The sequence below is a fragment of the Nocardioides daejeonensis genome (assembly GCF_003194585.1).
Taxonomy (GTDB): Bacteria; Actinomycetota; Actinomycetes; order Propionibacteriales; family Nocardioidaceae; genus Nocardioides; species Nocardioides daejeonensis.
On sequence record NZ_QHKZ01000003.1, the window covers coordinates 518,810 to 537,644 of the forward strand.

The 18,835-nt window shown below is 69.2% G+C and carries 17 protein-coding genes; 7 read left to right on the forward strand and 10 right to left on the reverse strand.

Going from position 1 to position 18,835, the window contains the following annotated elements; translation table 11 throughout:
- Positions 1-27 precede the first annotated feature (27 nt).
- From DNK54_RS10530 to dnaK, 6 genes are all read right to left on the reverse strand, one after another.
- Positions 28-948 (reverse strand): Abi-alpha family protein, encoded by a 921-nt coding sequence (locus DNK54_RS10530; protein ID WP_239460026.1) that lies wholly within the window; start codon positions 946-948, stop codon positions 28-30.
- A gap of 14 nt (positions 949-962) precedes the next feature.
- Positions 963-2,312 carry a DUF445 domain-containing protein gene (locus tag DNK54_RS10535; protein WP_110206902.1) on the reverse strand — a complete coding sequence of 450 codons (1,350 nt, stop codon included), beginning with the start codon at positions 2,310-2,312 and terminating at the stop codon, positions 963-965.
- 221 nt (positions 2,313-2,533) lie between these two features.
- Entirely contained in the window at positions 2,534-2,959 is a 426-nt protein-coding gene (locus tag DNK54_RS10540; RefSeq protein WP_204164515.1) for a heat shock protein transcriptional repressor HspR, read from the reverse strand.
- Between the two features lie 5 nt (positions 2,960-2,964).
- Positions 2,965-4,095, reverse strand: a complete 1,131-nt coding sequence (dnaJ, locus tag DNK54_RS10545) for a molecular chaperone DnaJ (protein ID WP_110206904.1) — start codon at positions 4,093-4,095, stop codon at positions 2,965-2,967.
- A gap of 39 nt (positions 4,096-4,134) precedes the next feature.
- Complete coding sequence (grpE, locus tag DNK54_RS10550; protein ID WP_239460027.1) at positions 4,135-4,797, reverse strand: nucleotide exchange factor GrpE; 663 nt, start codon at positions 4,795-4,797, stop codon at positions 4,135-4,137.
- On the reverse strand, positions 4,794-6,641 hold the full coding sequence (gene dnaK / locus DNK54_RS10555) for a molecular chaperone DnaK (protein WP_110206905.1): 1,848 nt from the start codon (positions 6,639-6,641) through the stop codon (positions 4,794-4,796). Before dnaK ends, grpE begins: the two co-directional genes overlap by 4 nt.
- A gap of 279 nt (positions 6,642-6,920) precedes the next feature.
- Between dnaK and DNK54_RS10560 the strand changes: the two genes are divergently transcribed.
- A complete protein-coding gene (locus DNK54_RS10560) occupies positions 6,921-7,763 on the forward strand; it encodes an aldo/keto reductase (protein ID WP_110206906.1) in 843 nt (280 codons plus the stop codon).
- Positions 7,764-7,810: 47 nt separating this feature from the next.
- Positions 7,811-8,377: a mismatch-specific DNA-glycosylase gene (locus DNK54_RS10565; RefSeq protein WP_110206907.1), complete on the forward strand. Its 567-nt coding sequence runs from the start codon at positions 7,811-7,813 to the stop codon at positions 8,375-8,377.
- Between the two features lie 199 nt (positions 8,378-8,576).
- Here the strand turns inward: DNK54_RS10565 and DNK54_RS10570 are convergent, their stop codons facing one another.
- Together DNK54_RS10570 and DNK54_RS10575 are read right to left on the reverse strand one after the other, a co-directional pair.
- Positions 8,577-9,191, reverse strand: a complete 615-nt coding sequence (locus DNK54_RS10570) for a hypothetical protein (protein WP_110206908.1) — start codon at positions 9,189-9,191, stop codon at positions 8,577-8,579.
- 196 nt (positions 9,192-9,387) lie between these two features.
- Positions 9,388-9,822, reverse strand: coding sequence for a nuclear transport factor 2 family protein (locus DNK54_RS10575; protein ID WP_110206909.1), 435 nt, complete (start codon positions 9,820-9,822; stop codon positions 9,388-9,390).
- Positions 9,823-9,906: 84 nt separating this feature from the next.
- On the opposite strand from DNK54_RS10575, the gene DNK54_RS10580 reads away from it, so the two are divergent.
- From DNK54_RS10580 to DNK54_RS10600, 5 genes are all read left to right on the forward strand, one after another.
- Positions 9,907-10,782, forward strand: coding sequence for a TIGR03619 family F420-dependent LLM class oxidoreductase (locus tag DNK54_RS10580; RefSeq protein WP_110206910.1), 876 nt, complete (start codon positions 9,907-9,909; stop codon positions 10,780-10,782).
- A gap of 2 nt (positions 10,783-10,784) precedes the next feature.
- Positions 10,785-11,990 carry a hypothetical protein gene (locus DNK54_RS10585; RefSeq protein ID WP_110206911.1) on the forward strand — a complete coding sequence of 402 codons (1,206 nt, stop codon included), beginning with the start codon at positions 10,785-10,787 and terminating at the stop codon, positions 11,988-11,990.
- Between the two features lie 157 nt (positions 11,991-12,147).
- Entirely contained in the window at positions 12,148-12,933 is a 786-nt protein-coding gene (locus DNK54_RS10590; RefSeq protein WP_110206912.1) for an SDR family oxidoreductase, read from the forward strand.
- Between the two features lie 67 nt (positions 12,934-13,000).
- The gene (locus DNK54_RS10595; RefSeq protein ID WP_110206913.1) at positions 13,001-14,137 is read left to right on the forward strand and encodes a sulfotransferase family protein; all 1,137 of its coding nucleotides are present in this window, start codon (positions 13,001-13,003) and stop codon (positions 14,135-14,137) included.
- A 222-nt stretch (positions 14,138-14,359) separates the two neighbouring features.
- The gene (locus tag DNK54_RS10600) at positions 14,360-14,800 is read left to right on the forward strand and encodes a hypothetical protein (RefSeq protein WP_110206914.1); all 441 of its coding nucleotides are present in this window, start codon (positions 14,360-14,362) and stop codon (positions 14,798-14,800) included.
- A gap of 48 nt (positions 14,801-14,848) precedes the next feature.
- Here DNK54_RS10600 and DNK54_RS10605 read toward each other — a convergent pair whose 3' ends face one another.
- Together DNK54_RS10605 and DNK54_RS10610 are read right to left on the reverse strand one after the other, a co-directional pair.
- A complete protein-coding gene (locus DNK54_RS10605) occupies positions 14,849-15,757 on the reverse strand; it encodes a sucrase ferredoxin (protein ID WP_110206915.1) in 909 nt (302 codons plus the stop codon).
- 126 nt (positions 15,758-15,883) lie between these two features.
- Positions 15,884-18,832, reverse strand: coding sequence for a helix-turn-helix transcriptional regulator (locus DNK54_RS10610; RefSeq protein WP_162602398.1), 2,949 nt, complete (start codon positions 18,830-18,832; stop codon positions 15,884-15,886).
- Positions 18,833-18,835 lie beyond the last annotated feature (3 nt).

Here is an 18,835-nt window from a genome sequence, read left to right on the forward strand (position 1 = left end):
GACACCGCAGGAGACTGCCCTCGGGGCTCAGTCCAGATCGTGTGGCGCCTGGTGTTCGGGCAGTTCGGAGACGTCGGCGCCCTCGGGAAGCAGGCAGGTCCTGCAGAAGTCCTCCCCGAACGGGGTCAGGTGGATGCTGCGGCGCACCACCTTCGCGGAGCGCACCGAGTGCATCGCCGCGAGCACGTCGGGCTGCGCCTCCACCACCTGGTACTCCAGCGGATCGCGCAGCTGCTCGCGCGAGAACCAGACCAGCCCGAGCCGGAAGAGGTTGTTGAGGTACGACGGCACCTGGTCGAGGTAGCGAACGCCCGCCCGCGGCCCGATCATGTTGAGCCCGGGCGCCACCAGCGTCGAGCTGACCAGCCCTACCGCGCCCCCCGTGCGTACGTCGACACTCGGCTGAGGTCCGCCGCGTAGGAGCAGCAGCAGGATGCGGCCCTCGTCGGGCGCCATCTCGTCGAGGATCCGCGCGTACGCCGGGTGGCCCTGCTCGTTGTTCCAGACGTCGCGGGAGCGCGCCAGCAGCGCCTCGCCCTGCTCCCGCAGCGACTGCTGCTGGCGGAGCTGGCGCAGCTCGACCTGCTTCTCCTGCGCCTCGGCCCGCTGCTCGGAGTTGCTCAGCGACGTACTGACCTGGATCACCGCTTCGGGCACCGGCATCCCGCTGCTGACCGCCTTGGCCAGGTCGGCGATCACGCCCGAGGCGGCTGCGAAACCTTGCGCCACCTCGACGGCGGTCTGCGGGTTCGTGGCGGCCTTGAGCATCCGGCGTCCGGTCTTCACGCCGGCGACGACGCCCCACTCGGCGGTCCGCAGCCACGACGTGGCCGCCAGCCGGACCAGGCCTGGCAGTGCGTCCACCGCCGGGGTCGCGCCGGGGCGACGCTCGGGCAGTCGTTCGTTGCTCGGTCGCCCGCTCGCGCCTCGCTCGGCTCCGTCGCTCACAGGTTCCTCCGTCATCAGGCTCCGCCGACCTTGAAGATCAGCTCGTGGATGAGACCACCGGCCGCTCCCATGATGGCGCCGTGAGCGTAGAGCATCCACTCGTCCTCGCGGATGGCGGAGCGCATCATCTCCACGAAGTCCCGCGGCGGAAGCTCCTTGGTGCGCGCGGCGATCAGGGTCCGGATCTTCTCCGACTGCTGCTTGCTGAACTCGGCGTCCTTGAAGGGGGTGAGGGTGCGACCGACCGCCTCCGTGGCGAACTCGTCCTTGATGCGGTCGTAGGTCGAGCCACCCAACGCGATCCGAGCGGCGCCGCGAGCGGGACCGGCGGCCTTGTCGATGGCAGGACCGAGGGCGGCGGCGAGCATCTGGCGCGTACGGTCCCCGCGGGGGCCGTCCATGAGGAAGTCACCGATCCGCTCCAGCGTGATCACGTCGTCGGCGATGATCTGGGCATAGACCTCCGCCGCCTCGTTCTGCCGGCGCAGGAAGAGACCGTGGAAGCGGACCCCGAAATAGCGCTTTGGCTCCGTGGGTTCGAAGATCAGCCACATGCCGAGGGCATTGGTGATCCACCCGATGATCACGCCGAGCACCGGCAACACCCACCACAGGTGCACCCAGTGGTAGACGAAGGCAGCCGGGACGCCGAGCAGGAAGCCGAAGATGAACCCGAAGTTCACCATCAGGTTGAGCTCCTTCTGCCCGATGTCCTTGAACACCCGCACCACCAGCGCCGGGTTCTTGCGGAAGTGGTCGATGACCATGATCTTCGGGTCGAGGAGCTGGTCGATGTGCACGCCGATCTCGGTGGTCACGGTGCCGACAACGCTCGGCAGCTGCGCCTGCACCCGGGCGATGATCGCCCGCTTGCCAGTCGCCGGGAGGTCGCGCCAGAAGGCCGGATGGCTGCGCCGCATCACCTCGTCGACGAGCTGCGGGATCTCCGGCTCGAACATGTTGACGATGTGCTCGCCGATCTTCTCCGGCTCAAGCTGCTGGTAGAACTCGGCAGGGGTTCCCAGCTTGGCGATCGCCTTGTCGACGGCGATGCTGCCCATCTTGGCTGCACGCGCGGGGACGATGCCCTGCCAGCCCACGCCGCCGATCAGGACACCGGGAACCTCCTGCAGCTTGCGGGGAGCGAGCCTGGCCAGCTCGGACATGCCGGGCACCCGGAAGCCGTGGAAGTTGATCGGAGAGAAGAGCATGATCAGGCCGGTCCAGTTGATCAGCCAACCGATCACCCCGGTGAAGAGCGGGATGCTCAGGAAGGCGAACCATTCCCACGTGCCGTGAAGGTCCTGGAGGAACCAGTCGACGTCGGCCAACCAGTCGAGGACTCGATCGAACGTCGCACTCACCACCTTGTTGCCGGACGCCGATCACGCGTGCGTCGAGTAGTCCCTCTTCTCCCCACGCGGAGGTTACCGGAGTAACTCGGAGTCCGAACAGCGTTTCATTCCCCGCCCGCCGCGACTGTGGTGGCGCCGTACGCCGGACTGTGTGACGAAATTGTTTGCCTGTGTGCCGTAGCTACGCACACCAAGCGTCAGATTCCCCGCCCGGGCGGGGAATCTGACGCTCAGCGGCCGCGCCGCCAGACGACGACGGACTGGCCAGGGTCGGGGGTGCGGAGGACGGGGAGCTTGTTGTCGGGGCGGGGGGCGCCGCGGGTGGCGAGCGCCTGCCGCAGCGCCGCGCGGGTGGCCTCGAGCTCGGCTATCAGCTCCTCGTTGCGGGCAGCGAGGGCGGCGGCCTGGTTCTCCAGCTCGACGATGCGGCGCACCCCTTCGATGCCGATGCCGCTGGCGGTGAGCTCGGCGATGGTGCGCAACTTCTCGATGTCGCGGTGGGAGTAGCGGCGACCACCGCCGCCGGTGCGCTGCGGGAGGATCAGGCCCATGCGCTCGTAGGTGCGGAGCGTCTGGGGATGCAGTCCGGCGAGCTGGGCGGCGACACTGATCACGTAGACGCCGACCTCGGGGTCGGGACGCTCCACGGACGCCATGGCCATCAGCTCCCTTCGAAGAGATTGCCGCGCAGCGGCTTCCCTGCCGTGGCCTCACGATAGGCCTCGACGGCGGCTCGGGTCGCCTCGTCGAGGACCGCCGGTACCTGCACCTTGACCGCGACCAGCAGGTCGCCGTGGGTGCCGTCGGCCCGCTTCGGGCCCTTGCCCCGCACCCGGAAGGTGCGGCCGTCGGGCGTGCCGGCAGGGATCTTCAGGGTCACCGGCGCGCCGCCCAAGGTGGGCACCTTGATGTCGGCCCCCAGCGCCAGCTCATCGAACCCCACAGGTACGTCGAGGGTCAGGTTGTCGCCCTTGCGTGCGAAGAGGCGGTGCGGGGTCACCTTGACCGTGACGTAGAGGTCCCCGGCGGGGCCACCGTTCTCGCCGGCGCCGCCCTTGCCGCGGAGCCGGATCCGCTGGCCGTCCTTGACCCCGGCAGGGATGCGCGCCTGGATCGTGCGCGCCGACTGACCGCGGCCGGAGCCGAGGCAGGTCGGGCACGGCTCGTCGTACACGAGCTGCCGACCACCGCAAGCGGGGCAGGTCTCGTTGAGGGTGAAGGCGCCACCGACGGAGCCGGCGACCATGCCGGAGCCCTCGCACTGGGGACAGATATGCGGCTTGGTGCCCGGCTTGCCGCCGCTGCCTCCGCAGGTGGCACACGGTGAGTCGCTGGTCAGCCGGAGGCTGATCGTGACGCCGTCGAGCGCGTCGGTGAAGCTGATCGTGGCTCCGGTCTCGACGTCGGGGCCCTTGCGCGCGCGGCGGCCGCGCTGCCGGCCACCGCCGAAGAGGTCGCCGAACATGTCGCCGAACCCGCCGCCCGAGCCGCCCGCTCGGTCCCGGAGCAGGTCGCTCAGGTCGAAACCGCCGGCGCCGCCGAAGCCACCGACCGGCATGCTGCGGATCTCGTCGTACTGCTTGCGCTTGTCGGCGTCGCCGACGACGTCATAGGCCTCGGCGACCGCCTTGAACTTGTCGTGCTTGGCGGTGTCCCCCGGATTGGAGTCGGGGTGGTTGGCGCGCGCAAGCTTGCGGTAGGCCTTCTTGATCTCCTCGGCGCTCGCGTCCTTGGAGACACCGAGCTCGGCGTAGTAGTCCTTGTTGGCCCAGTCGGCCTTACCGGTCGTCATGCGCGCACCTCCCTTCCCTCGTCTTGAACGAACCGGGCGTCAGCCCTGGCTCTCTTCCGTGTCTGCTGCCGGCGCAGGTCCGGCCGGGTCCGCCACCAGCACCTGGGCGGCGCGGACCACTCGCTCGCCGATGCGGTAGCCGGCGCGCACCACGACCTTGCACGTGGTGACCGTGATCTCCGGGTCCTCCCCCACATGGGAGAGGGCGTCGTGGAGGTTCGGGTCGAACGCATCCCCGGGCGCCCCGAAGCGGACGAGGCCCTGGCGGGCGACGACCTGCTCGAGCTGCTCGGCGACGGCACGCAGTCCGTCATCGAGTTCGCCGTGCTCGCGGGCCCGATCGATAGTGTCGAGCACCTCGGTGATCGGGGAGAGCGCGGAGAACGTGGCGTTCTCCTTGATCAGCTCGCGATCGCGCTCGACCCGCCGCTTGTAGTTGAGGAACTCCGCCTGCAGCCGCTGCAGATCAGCGGTGCGCTCTGCGGCCTCGGCACGCGCGGCAGCCACCTCGTCGACCTGGCCTGCATCACCACCGGCGGACTGCTCGCCGTCGACCATGGCCTGGTCACCGGGCTCCAACGGGGCACCCTCCTCGACCATGTTGGCGGCGCCGCTGATGTCAGACGCCTCACCGATGACCTCGGCGTCGGCCGGAGCGTCCTGCGACGCCCCGGCCGACTCCTGCTCGTGGGGCGAGGTCACTTGTCGTCACCCTCGGCGTCGTCGACGATCTCCGCGTCGACCACGTCGTCGTCCGCCTCGCCGGTGCTGCCGGTGCTGCCACCCGCAGCGGCCTGGTCGGCCTCGGCGGCGGCGTACATCGCGGCACCCATCTTCTGGCTGGACTCACCGAGCTTGGCGACACCGGCCTCGAGCTCCTCGGCGGTCGCCTCGGCGTTCTCCAGGGTGGCCTTCAGCGCGTCGACGTCGGCCTGGACCTCGGTCTTCACGTCGTCGGGGATCTTGTCACCGTTGTCGGCGAGGAACTTCTCGGTCGTGTAGACGAGGCTGTCGGCCTGGTTGCGGGCGTCGACGACCTTGCGGCGGTCGGCGTCCTCGGCGGCGTACTGCTCCGCCTCCTTGACCATCCGGTCGATCTCGTCCTTGCTCAGTGCCGAGCCGCCGGAGATGGTCATCGACTGCTCGCGACCCGAGGCGTGGTCCTTCGCGGAGACGTGCACGATGCCGTTGGCGTCGATGTCGAAGGTGACCTCGATCTTCGGCACGCCGCGCGGGGCCGGCGGGAGGCCGGTCAGCTCGAAGTTGCCGAGCGGCTGGTTCTGGCCCCACATCTGACGCTCGCCCTGGGCGACCTTGATCTCCACCGACGGCTGGTTGTCGTCGGCGGTGGTGAAGATCTCCGAACGCTTGGTCGGGATGGTGGTGTTGCGCTCGATCAGGGTGGTCATCACGCCGCCCTTGGTCTCGATGCCGAGGCTCAGGGGGGTGACGTCGAGGAGCAGCACGTCCTTGACCTCGCCCTTGAGGACGCCCGCCTGCAGGGCCGCGCCCAGTGCGACGACCTCGTCGGGGTTGACGCCCTTGTTGGGCTCCTTGCCGCCGAGCAGGTCCTTGACGACCTCGGTCACCGCAGGCATCCGGGTGGAGCCACCGACGAGGACGACGTGGTCGATACCGGAGATCGGCACGCCACCGTCCTTGAGCACCGCCTGGAACGGCGCCTTGGTGCGCTCGAGCAGGTCGGCGGTCAGCTTCTGGAACTCGGCGCGGGTCAGCTTCTCCTCGAAGTGGAGCGGGCCGGACTCGCCGTGGGTGATGTAGGGCAGGTGGATCGTGGTCTCGCTGGAGCTGGAGAGCTCGATCTTCGCCTTCTCCGCGGCCTCCTGGAGGCGCTGCTTGGCGATCTTGTCGCCGGAGAGGTCGACGCCGTTGCCGGCCTTGAACTTGTCGACCATCCAGTCGACGATGCGGTTGTCCCAGTCGTCGCCACCGAGGTGGTTGTCACCCGAGGTGGCCTTGACCTCCACGACGCCCTCGCCGATCTCCAACAGCGAGACGTCGAACGTGCCGCCACCGAGGTCGAAGACGAGAATCGTCTGGTCGTCGCCCTTGTCGAGGCCATAGGCCAGTGCGGCCGCGGTGGGCTCGTTGACGATGCGGGAGACGTTGAGGCCCGCGATCTCACCGGCCTCCTTGGTGGCCTGGCGCTGCGCGTCGGAGAAGTACGCCGGAACGGTGATCACCGCGTCGGTGACGGTCTCGCCCAGGTAGGCCTCGGCGTCCCGCTTGAGCTTCTGCAGCACGAACGCGCTGATCTGCTGGGGCGTGAACGACTTGTCGTCGACCTGGGTCTTCCAGTCGGTGCCCATGTGGCGCTTCACCGAGCGGATGGTGCGGTCGACGTTGGTGACCGCCTGGCGCTTGGCCACCTCGCCGACGAGGACCTCGCCGGACTTGGCGAACGCGACCACCGACGGGGTGGTGCGAGCGCCCTCTGCGTTTGCGATGACGGTGGGCTCGCCACCCTCAAGAACAGCGACCACCGAGTTGGTGGTGCCGAGGTCGATGCCGACTGCGCGGGCCATGGGATCTCCTAGTCGTGTGCTGATTGCGTTGGTCTGATGGCGGCCACGCCGGCGCGAGGTACGCCGCCGAGGGCCGGATGTGGCCAGTGTGCCACGGTGGTGCCCACTCAGTCACATTAGTTGAGTCGTATCGACTCAGGTTTCTGCTCAGTCCAACGGGCAGGCTGCGCGGATCATTCCCTCCCGGCGAACATTTCTTCGGCGAGCCGTCCCGCGTTCGACGGACTCTCCGGCCCGGGCGGCACGGGCGATTTCGCACACCATGGAAGGCTGAGTGCCATGACGGTTCCCGCACTCACCATGAACGACGGACACACGATCCCGCAGCTCGGCTTCGGGGTCTTCCAGGTCGACCCGGCCGAGACCGCCGGCGTCGTCGCCCAGGCCCTCGAGGTCGGCTACCGCCACATCGACACCGCCCAGATGTACGGCAACGAGCAGGGTGTCGGCGAGGCCGTCCGCGCGTCCGGCCTGCCCCGGGACGAGCTCTTCATCACCACCAAGCTGCACAACAGCTACCACCGCCCCGACGACGTACGGCGCTCCTTCGACGAGTCGCTCAGCGCGCTCGGCCTCGACCACGTCGACCTCTTCCTCATCCACTGGCCCGTGCCCACCCAGTACGACGGCGACTACGTCTCCACCTGGCGGGCGATGACCGAGCTCACCGCCGACGGCCGGGCCCGCTCGGTCGGCGTGTCGAACTTCGAGCCCGACCACCTCGACCGGATCGTCGCGGAGACCGGGATCATCCCCGTCGTCAACCAGGTCGAGGTGCACCCCTACTTCGACAACACCGCCGTGCGTGCGGCCAACGCGGCCCACGGCGTACTCACGGAGGCCTGGTCGCCGATCGCGCGCGGCAAGGTGGTCGGAGACCCCGTCGTGAAGGCGATCGCCGACCGGCTCGGTCGGAGCGAGACCCAGGTCGCACTCCGCTGGCACCTGCAGCGCGGCGCCATCGTCTTCCCCAAGAGCGTCGACCCCGGGCGGATGCGCTCCAACTTCGCGGTCACCGACTTCGAACTCACCGAGGACGACATGGCTGCCCTGGGGACCCTCGACAAGGGCGCCGAAGGCCGGATGGGACCGAACCCCGCCGTCTTCGACTGGATCGGCTGATCCCCCTCCCGGAGCGTCGCACCGGCGCTCCGGGGATACTGCGCTGCATGGCGTCCTTCACCCGTGCCGAGCTGGAGAGCTACCGCGACCAGGAGGTGCCCGACCTGCTCGGGCCGGACCTGCGACTCCTCTTCGTCGGCATCAATCCCGGGCTCTGGACGGCCGCCACGCAGACGCACTTCGCCCACCCCGGCAACCGCTTCTACCCGGCGCTGCTGAGGGCCGGGATCATCCTCGAGCCGATCTCGCCCTCCGACGGGATGACCGACGCCGACCGGGCCGCGATGAAGGCGCGCGGCATCGGCATCACCAACGTCGTGGCACGAGCCACCGCCCGGGCCGACGAGCTGAGCCGTCAGGAGCTGGTCGCCGGCGGCGAGCGGTTGCGACGACTGGTCGAGGAGCGCGCGCCGCGGGTGGTGGCGGTCGCCGGGATCACGGCGTACCGCACCGCCTTCCGGGAGCCGAAGGCGAAGGCGGGCCTGCAGCCCTACGACTGGGGAACGAGCCAGGTCTGGGTGGTGCCGAATCCCAGCGGGCTCAACGCCCACGACACCGTCGACTCGCTGGCTCGCGCCTACGCCGAGGCTGCCCGCGCCGCCGGCGTGCTCTGAGCGTCGAGTTCGCGCAAATCACGGTTCGAGTCAGCGCATATGGCGCGTTGAGTGCGCGCGTATTGCGCAGGCACTGCCATTCGCGCTAACTCAACGCACCATTCGCGCGCACTCAACGCGTCGTATGCGCGAAGTGAACACCTCATTTGCGCGCACTCGACCCGGCGTACGCGCGCACTCGACCCGACGTACGCCGTGCTCAGTTGGCGTACTTGACGGTGACCTCGTTGGAGCGCACGTTCTTGGCGCTGTCGACGACACGCCAGGAGACCTCGCCGCTGCGGTAGGTCTCGACGTAGGTGGAGAAGGTCTCGTTGGCGACGTTGACGTCGAGCGGGAACTCCTCCCAGGCGCCGTTGCCGCTCTTGTACTCGATGTCGAGCACGGTGCCCTCGCCGCCCGGGTAGATGCCGGAGAGGTAGAGCTGCTCCCCCGGGGAGACCTCGAAAGCACCTTGGCTCAGCGTGATCCGACCCTCCGCGGCGCTCTCGCTCTCGGTCGGATCCTCACTGGTCTCGCTCTCCTCCGGGTCGGCCGACTCGGAGCCACTGCCGCTCGCCTCGTCGTCCGTGGGAGCGAGGGTCACCAGCGGACCGGAGGCCTCCGTGGTGCGGGACGGCTTCGGCATGTAGAGCGAGGCGCCTCCCTCGCCGGACGAGTTCGCTGCCGCGTCACTCGCGTCGCTGAGGCCCAGCACCCGGGTCGCGGTGACCACGCCGATCCCGCCGAGCACGCCGACGACCACCGCGACGGCCGCCAGCGCGACCAACCCGTTGACGACCGGGTTCTCTTCTCGACTGTCCTTCTCGGACACGGTGGCTCCACAGGCTCGGTTCGGAGGTTGAGGGGCCATTCTTGCAAAGGTCGGCGAATATCCCGCTCTCGCGGGCCTCTCCTGCCGGCGGTTCCGTCAGCAGGGGCTGTCAGGCGGGGCGGCAACCGGACGCATCCGCCCTACTCAGTCCGCGCACGCCGGGGCGCGTCCCGGACGCTCCGGCCCGGGAGCCGGGTCAGAACCCGCGCATCCAGACGTTCTCGTCGATCAGGTGCCGGGAGCGCCAGCCATCGACCGTACGCACCATCGTGTGGTGGTAGTAACCGCCGACCTCGACCAGGTTCTCCGTGCCGTCGGGCGCCGTTGCGACCATCGGGTTGGTGAAGTACGCCGTCACCCGCGCCTCAGCACGCTCCGGCCCGGCGAAGGCGATGGAGACCTGGCCGATGATGTGCTGGTAGCGCGCGAAGCCGCTCAACCCGCGCTCCACCCACGGCACCACCTCGTCCGGCGGCCCGATCGGCCCGCCCACCGAGGAGTAGTCGAGCACCGCATCGGGGGTGAAGACATCGCCGGGCAGGTCGGCGAAGCTGCGCGTGTCGATCGCGCGGGTGTAGCGGGTGATCACGTCGGTCACCTCGAGCCGATCACCGATCTCGGACAGGTCCACGGAAGCCTCCCAGCCATGCGGGACGGGGTTCGTCCACCGGGATGCACACTTCCAGAAAAGTGAAACGAGTTCTAGTGTGCATCCATGCGATTCACCTACGCCGAAGCCATGACCCGGGCCCACTACTACGCCCCGCTCGCCCAGGCTGCGGAGGCGGCCGGGTACACCTCGATGACCGTCGCCGACTCGCTGATCTACCCCAGGGAGTCCGACTCCCGCTATCCGTACACGGACACCGGCGACCGCGAGTTCCTCGAGGACAAGGAGTTCATCGAGACGATGATCTTCTGCGCGCACGTCTTCGCAGTCACCAAGACGCTGCGGCTCACCCCCTTCGTGCTCAAGCTGCCGGTGCGGCCGCCCGTGCTCATCGCCAAGCAGGCATCCTCGGTCGCCTTCCTCTCCGACAACCGCCTCACCATGGGCGTGGGCCTCTCGCCCTGGCCCGAGGACTTCGAGGCCCTGGGCGTGCCGTGGGCCAAGCGTGGCAAGCGGATGGACGAGTGCATCGACATCTTCCGCGGCCTCACCTCCGGTGAGTTCTTCGGCTACGCGGGCGAGTTCTATGAGATCGCCGAGATGAAGCAGACTCCCGCCCCGACCAAGCCGATCCCCCTGCTTGTCGGTGGACACAGCGACGCCGCGCTGCGCCGCGCCGTACGCAAGGGCGATGGCTGGATGCACGCCGGCGGCGACGGCGAGGAGCTCGACCGCCTGCTCGGTCGTCTCGCCGAGATCCGCAAGGAAGAGGGCGACACTCGCGACGACTTCGAGATCCACGTGATCTCCTACGACGCCTACACCCTGGACGGCATCAAGCGCCTGGAGGACAAGGGCGTCACCGACTGCATCGTCGGCTTCCGGGTGCCCTACATCGTGGGCCCGGACCCCGAGCCGATCGAGACGAAGATCGAGGCCCTGAACCGCTACGCAGACAGCATCATCTCGAAGGTGGAGTGATCATGACCGACCGGGAGCACACGGGATACGACGCCGCGGCCGGCCTCACCGCCGCCACTCAGGCCTTCGCCGACGCCGTTCGCGAGGCGGAGCAGCTGATCGCCAACCCACCGTTCCCGGTCGGTCCTCAGGACCTGGCCGAGGGCTACGACTATCTCGCCGGCAGCATCCGCTCGGCGGTGCAGATGGCCTTCGACCACGACCTCGAGCACCCGGTGCTCATCAACCCCACCCACCAGTACGCGCGCCAGGGCCTGGACAACCCCGATGCGATCTACTTCAACGCCTACCTGACCGAGGGTGCGTCGTACGTCGTCTCAGGGGTGCGCGGCACGACCGCCGACCTCTCCTTCCAGATCATGGACGGCGGCTACACCGCTGACGGCAGCCCGACCAGCCTGGCGGCGTTCGACGACCGGGAGCTGGAGGTGGCCGACGACGGCACCTTCGAATGGCGCTTCGGCCCGGAGCTGGGGCTGAAGAAGGGCTCCACTCTGATCATCCGCGAGGTCTACGACGACTGGACGACCGAGGAGCGGGGCCAGATCCGGATCCAGCGGCTCGACACCGCCGGGCGTCCCCGCGCGGCCTTCGACCCGGCCAAGGTGGCGAAGCGGTTCGGCGTCGCGGCCAAGCTGCTCACCGGCCGGATCCCCACCTGGTTCGCCTTCCCCGAGTGGTTCACCTACAAGGAGCCGGTCAACACCCTGACCGCCCCGCAGTCGACCCCGGGCGGCCTGACCAGCCAGTTCTCCTCGATCGGCCACTACGACCTCGCACCGGTCGACGGCCGGGAACGGGCGATGATCGTCAGCGTCCCCGTCTGCAACGCCGCGCCCTACCAGGCCATCCAGATCGGATCGCGCTGGTATGTCTCCACCGACTACGAGCACCACCAGACCTCGCTGACCCGCGCCCAGTCGCAGGCCGACCCCGACGGCGTCCTGCGCTACGTGATCTCGGAGTCGAACCCGGGCGTCGCGAACTGGCTCGAGACGACCGGTCACGAGCAGGGGGTCATGATGCTGCGCTGGCAGCGCACCGCCCGCGCCCTGACCCCGGACGACGGCCCGCAGGTCGAGGTGGTCTGGCTCGACGAGCTCGAGCAGCACCTGCCGTACGTCGAGTGCAACCGGGTGACACCCGAGGAGTGGGCTACCCGCATCGAGGCCCGCCAGGTCGGCATCGCGCGCCGCATGCTCTCCTGACTCGATCCCCCGTCGCTATAACCGCCCGGTTCTGGTCGCTTCGCAGGGCTTGAGCCAAGGGGTCGCTTGCGATGGCGGCACCGCCCAGGCGAGCCCAGCCGCCCGCGCACCGAAACCGGCACTCGACGTGAACTGAAACACGTTCTACCCTCTCGACATGGTGAACTTGCTGCAGGACAAGGTGATCGTGCTCTCCGGCGTCGGCCCCGGCCTCGGCCGTGCACTGGGTGAGGAGGCAGCGCAGGCAGGAGCCGATCTGGTGCTCGTCTCCCGGACCGAGCGTCGACTGGAGAAGATGGCCGAGGTGGTCCGGTCCTACGGACGCCGCGCGCTCGTCGTACCGACTGATATCAACGACGAGGAGCAGCGGGCCGCATTGGTCGAGGCGACGTTGGCGGAGTTCGGTCGGGTCGACTGCCTGATCAACAACGCGTTCGCCATCCCGCCAATGGACCCGATCAGCACACTGACGGTCGAGAGCCTGCGGACCGCGCAGGAGACCAACGTCTTCGCCCCGCTCCGGCTCTCTTCGCTCTTCGCCGACGCCCTTGCCGAGTCGAAGGGCTCGATCATCATGGTGAACTCGTGCGTGGTGCACTCCTCCCAGCCCGAGTACTCCGGCTACAAGCTCTCCAAGGGCACGCTGGCCCACCTTGCCTCGTCGCTCGCTACCGAGCTCGGGCCTCGAGGCATCCGCGTCAACTCGATCGCGCCGTCGTACATCTACGAAGACGTCAACAAGGCCTACTTCGACTGGATCGCCAGCGAGTCCGGGCGCACCCACGAGGAGGTGTACGCCGAGAAGGCGGACCCCACCGACCTCAAGCGTCTGGCGACACCCGACGAGGTCGCCCGCGCCGCGCTCTTCTTCGCCAGCGACTGGTCGAGCGCCGTCACCGGCACCATGCTCAACGTCGACTGCGGCGAGTTCCACAACAACTGACCACGAAGGTCGAGCCCGACAGACGGCAGTCGAGCCCGTCGAGACCACCCACGAACGAGGAGACCCCATGGCCCGCGAACGCTCCGACGTCGGCACCTACGACGACATCGCCGCTGCGGCAGTACGCACCACCGGGCTGAGCGACTTCGGCGGCACCGAGCACGAGGCGGGCCTGCGCCTGCTCGTCGACGACCTCAACGCGCCGACGGCCGGCCTGACCGGGGTCGGCAACTACATGCAGCGCGCTCAGGTGAAGAGCGCCCTCGTCGGCCGCCTGCTGAGCCAGCACGGCTTCGGCGCCCACCCGGGCTACGCCGAGGTCAAGATCGAGCGGCCGATCTTCGTGGTCGGCCTCCCGCGCACCGGCACCACGGCACTGCACCGCCTGCTCACCGTCGACGAACGGCACCAGGGGCTGGAGGTGTGGCTGACCGAGTACCCGCAGCCCCGTCCGCCGCGGGAGACCTGGGAGGCAGATCCGATCTTCGCCGGGATCAACGCCGCCTACTCCCAGCACCACATCGAGAGCCCCGAGTTCATGGGGATCCACTACATCGACGCCACCACCGTCGAGGAGTGCTGGCGGATCCTGCGTCAGGCAGGCATGTCGATCAGCTACGAGTCGCTCGCTGACGTGCCCAACTACTCCGCCTGGCTGGCCGCGCAGGACTGGACCCCCGCGTACGAGCGCTACAAGGCGAACCTGCAGCTCATCGGCATGAACGACCAGGATCGCCGCTGGGTGCTCAAGAACCCGTCGCACCTGGCTGCGCTCGATGCGCTGATGGCTGTCTTCCCGGACGCGCTCGTCGTGCAGACCCATCGGGACCCGGTGGTCTCCATCGCCTCGGCCTGCTCGCTCTCCGCCGAGGCCACCGCCGGCTGGTCCACGACCTTCGTCGGCGAACGCATCGGCGAGACCCAGCTCGAGATGCTGGCCCGCTCGCACGCCTCCTTCGCCGAGGCTCGCAAGAAGTACGACCCGGCGCAGTTCGTCGACGTCGACTACCGCGAGTTCGTCGCCAACCCGATCTCGGTCACCCGCTCGATCTACGACGCCTTCGGCCTGGACTGGTCGAAGCAGGTCGCCACCGAGGTCGAGGCGATGGACGCCGAGTCCAAGAAGGGCGGACGCCGCCCCGCTCACCAGTACTCCCTCGCCGACTACGGGCTCACCGAGGAGCAGGTGCGCGCTGCCTTCTAACCCTCCGTCAGTTTCCCCGCCCGGGCGGGGAAACTGACGCTTGTAGGCCGTAGCTACACACACCAAGCAACAGTTTCTGTCACACAGTGTGACGCGTGTGGCGAGGCGTGGGAGACCACGCGTGGCCCGTTCTGGGGCGTACTGGCTGTGCACCTTGCTGTTTCTCCACAAGAGGCTCTGCGGAGTACGCCGCGTGTCGGTCGGCGTGCCTAGCGTGACGGCATGGATTCTTCTCCGAGTGTCGTCATCCCGGCAGGGTGGAGCTTCGAACGATGTCTTGAGACGGGCGTCGACCTGCTCCTCTCCGATCACCTGCCCGACAGCAGCTTCCGACCACGAGCGACGCTCACCAGTGCACCCTCCGCGTTGAGCCTGCGCGACCTCCTGCGGGTCCGGGTCGAGGAGTTGCGCGAAGCTCTGCAGGACGTCGACGTGGAGGATGCGGAGATCCACGACCTCGGCATCACTGATGCCTGCTACGTACGAGTGCTGCACCGCCTCGACTCACGTGACGTCATCACCGAGATCTGGGTCTGGTTGCTGGCCGATACCGCCTGGACCCTCACCGCGACCGTCGACCATCGCGACTACGTGGACTTCTGCGACACCTTCGAGCTCCTGGCCACCTCGTTCCAGCCAGGCGCGTCGGGGACAGCCGCATGATCGGGCACAGGCTGGGGCACGCTCGCGGGGCCGGCAGCCCACACCTCGTCAGAGTCGGCGCCACCGGACGGTCGGCCTCGGCGCCAGGTCGCTGCAGCTCGCCCGCACCGCGGGCCCCTCCTCCTGTTCCAGCTCCACCGTCACGTGCCCGCCCTCGCGCACGAACGTGGCCGTTGCCCGTTGGCCTGACTCGGTGACCGTCGCCAGCTCCAGGTCATCGATCCCGCGCCACCCGTGCTGCTCCCGCAGCAGCACCTCAGCCACCTGTGCGGCAGGCGGATAGCAGACCCGGCCGCGCAGGTGGCTCGGCACCAGGTCGCCGCGCTGCGTGCTCTCGGCGACGGCGAGTGCGGCCGCCGGATCGAGCCGGCCGTAGGAGAGTCCGGAGGGCAAGGTCAGCATCGCTCCGGCGAAGCGATGGCCCCCCAGGTGCGTCACCTCCCAGGTCTCCTCCGGATAGTCCCGTGCCAGAGCCTTGGCGATCGGCCGACCGAACTCGGCGCAGCAGGCGTCTCGCCTTCCGTTGGTGCAGACCAGGAGCAGCGGATGGCCGACCCGGTCCAAGCCAGCCATCCGTCCCCGGCCCCAGGCCCGAAGGTCGAGATCGAGCAGCTCGTCGGGGTCAGCGAGGAGTGCCGTGCCGAGCCACCGGCTCCCGGGCATGGTGTTCGCCCCATAGATCCGGAAGCCGTCCGCAGTGCCGGCTCGTCCGTGCCGACGGATCAGGTGCACCCGTACGCCGGCACTCTCCGCCCGGGCTGCCACCGTCGCCCGCACGTGATCGGGCAGGTCGCTCTCCGCGAAGGCTTTGCGGCCCCAACGTCCGGAGTGCTCAATGAGCAGGTGCGTGACGTCGTACGACGCCGTGCCGGCAAGCTGCTCGGCCCCAGCCCCGAGCGCGCAAGGCCGACGCTGCGGGCTCGGCACATCGCCGACCGGATCGGAGGGTGCATCCACCCCTCCAGTCTGCCGGACCGCCACGCTCTGCCACGGACCCCGGCTGCCGCACGTGCCGGATGTCGCGCGTGCCGGCTGCCGCGGACCCGGCTACCGCACGTGCCGGCTGCCGCGCGAGCCGGCGAGCTACAGCTCGATGCCGCGGCGCCTCGCGATGGCCACTGCCTCGGTGCGCCCGGAGGCGCCGAGCTTGCGCAGCATGTTGGAGACGTGCACGGAGACCGTCTTGGTGCTGATGAAGAGCTGCTGACCGATCTCGCCGTTGCTCCGTCCGGCCGCAACCAGCGCCAGGATCTCGCTCTCACGCGGCGTCAAGCTCTCCTCGTCTGCCACCAGCCGCACCGGAGTCGTGCCCAACTGCCGTAACGCGCCGAGGAGGGGCTGAGCACCGAGGCGTGCCGCGTCGTCGCGGGCGAGATCGGCCTCCTCGCGCGCCCGGAGCGTGTCGCCCGATGCGCGCATCACCTCGGCGAGACGTAGCCGGGAGACCGCGACCTCGAAAGGATGGCCGAGCCCGGCGAAATGCTCGGCTGCGTCCTGCCACGCATCGATCAGCGCATCCAGCGGTGGGGCGTCGATACCGGAGAGCCAGCGCATCCGCAGGATCTCCGCCTCGATCCGGCAGGCCCAGGCGCGCGACTCCGGGCCCCAGAAGCCGAAGCCCTCTTGATGGTTCTGCACCACGGTGAGCGCCTGGGCGAAGAGCTCCTCGGCGCGTGCAGCCTGCTTCGAGCGCTCGTCACTTGTTCCGTCGGAGACGTTCGTGGCTAGGGCGGCGATCGTCTCGGCGCTGAGCCGCACCCGCGCCTGGAACATCGGCCCCCAGTTGGCGCTCAGCATCTCGAGCGCCGACTGCGCGACGGCGTACGCCTCCTCGGCGCTCCCCTGCCTGCCGAGCTCGGCGATCTCTACGGGAGCACCGACGATGGCCACCATCCCGTCGCGCTCCCAATAGCGCCGGTGACGCCGCAACTCGTCGAGCTGCGACTCGCCGCGGGCAGAGAGCACCGCGCTCCGCCAGACCGCTAGGAGTGCCTCGAGCAGCGGCGGCGGCGCCTGCCCCTCCACGTCGGTCAGGCGGAGCACCTCCGTCCAGTCACCGAGCAGATAGGCGACCTGAGCCCACTGCAACCGCGCGTCGAAGGCGAACGGCGCCCAGGGAATGCCCCGCTTGCGGGCGCGCTCCACCGCGCGTGCGTAGGTGTCGACCGACTCGGTCAGGAGCCCGCGATCCTGGTAGGCACGTCCGAGCAGGAAGAGCGCACGCAGCTCGGCAGCCACCGCACCGGTCTGCACAGCCCGGGCGGCGCTCTCCTCCAATGCCGCTGCGAGCTGCTCGATCGGCACCTCACGATCGAGGCCGACCAGGGTGGTCGTCGCGTCGCTCGCCGTCCGTGGCATCTTCAGGGTCTCGGCCAGCGCCAGCGCCTCCGTCGCGGTCTCCCTGGCCTCGGGCAGCTTGCGCAGCGCCATGATCCGCGCGGAGGCGGCCAACAGCCGGGCACGATCACGGCAGGGTTCGGCCGGGATCAGCGCCTGTGCACTGCGGAGGTGGGCGTGCCAGTCGATGTCGTTGTCGGTCATCAACGCGGTGTAGGCGACCTGAAGATGCAACTGGGCGGAGGTCGTCGGGCTGGCCGTGCCCGAGACCGCACGAAGATGCCGGGCCAGCAGGTTCTGGGCGCGGATCACGCTGCCGCTGTCGACCAGCGCATCGGCCGTCTTGAGCACCAGCGCCGACACGTCCAGGTCACCGGCATGCTGAGGGTCCTCGGCGATCTCCAATGCGTGCTCGTAGTGTCGGGCAGCCTCGTCAGGTCCGCCCACCGAGGCCGCCTCGTCGCCCGCCTGGATGCTCGCCACGAGTGCGGTCGAGAGGTCGAGCGCGGAGCGGGCGTGCCGAGCCAGTTCGGCAGCGGTACCCGCGGCGACGCCGGACCGCAGCGCCTCGACGTACGACGCGTGGATCCGGACTCGCTCACCCGGCAGCAGGTCGTCGTACACGGCCTCGGCCAAGAGGGCATGACGGAACGCGTAGCCGTGGCTGCCGGCAGTGATCACGACATGGGTCTCGACCGCGTTGCGCAGTGCCTGATCGAGCTCGGTCGGCGTGACGCCGCTGACTGCCGCCAACAGGTCGTGCGAGACACGGCGTCCAGCCACGGACATGGTGCGCACCACCTGCCGGGCGATCTCGTCGAGGCGGTCGAGTCGGAGGAGCAGCAGGTCGGCGAGATCGACCGGGACACCTCCGCGCGAGGCGCCGACGAGCTCCTCGACGAAGAAGGCGTTGCCTTCGGCGCGCCCCACGATGCCGGCCAGGTCGGACTCGGTCAACGGCTCGGGGTGAAGGCCACGCACCAGCTCGCGCACCGACGAGTCATCGAGCGGATCGAGCTGCATCCGGGCCACGCCCTGGATCCGCGCCCACTCGGCGGCCTTGGCGCGCAGCGGATGCCGACGGTGCAGGTCCTCGCCGCGATAGCTGACGACCACGGCGACCTGCGTCGGGTGCGGCCGCGAGCAGAGGAAGCTGATCAGGTCCCGGGTCGATGGATCGGCCCAGTGCGCATCCTCGATCACCATCAGCAGTGGCTGGACCGCGCCCGCCTCGCCGAGCAGCGCATGGAACGCATCGAAGAGCTCGGCCCTGTCGACCGAGACGCGCTCGTCGCTGGCATCGGTCAGCATCCGCCTGCCGGGCTGCAGTCGGGCCAGGCCGGGGTGAGCGGTCGCGACCCCCGCCACCACCTCGGGGTGGTCGCCTGCCAAGCGCCCGAGCACCTCAGAGAAGGGGAGATAGGGCAGGGCGCTGTCACCGAAGTCGAGACAGTGCCCTGCCACCACCTGCCAGCCCTTGGCGAACGCCCTGTCGCGCAGCTCGGTGAGAAGACGCGTCTTGCCTACACCGGCATCGCCGGACAACAGGACGACGTGCATCTCGGGCCGCGGTGTCGGGGAGGAGGTGATACCCAGGAGGGCACACATCTCGGCCAGTTCGCGGTCGCGTCCGACCAGGGTCTGTCGGATGCCGGTGGTCGCCACGTCCCCCATGATGCCGGTTGGCCCCGACATCTG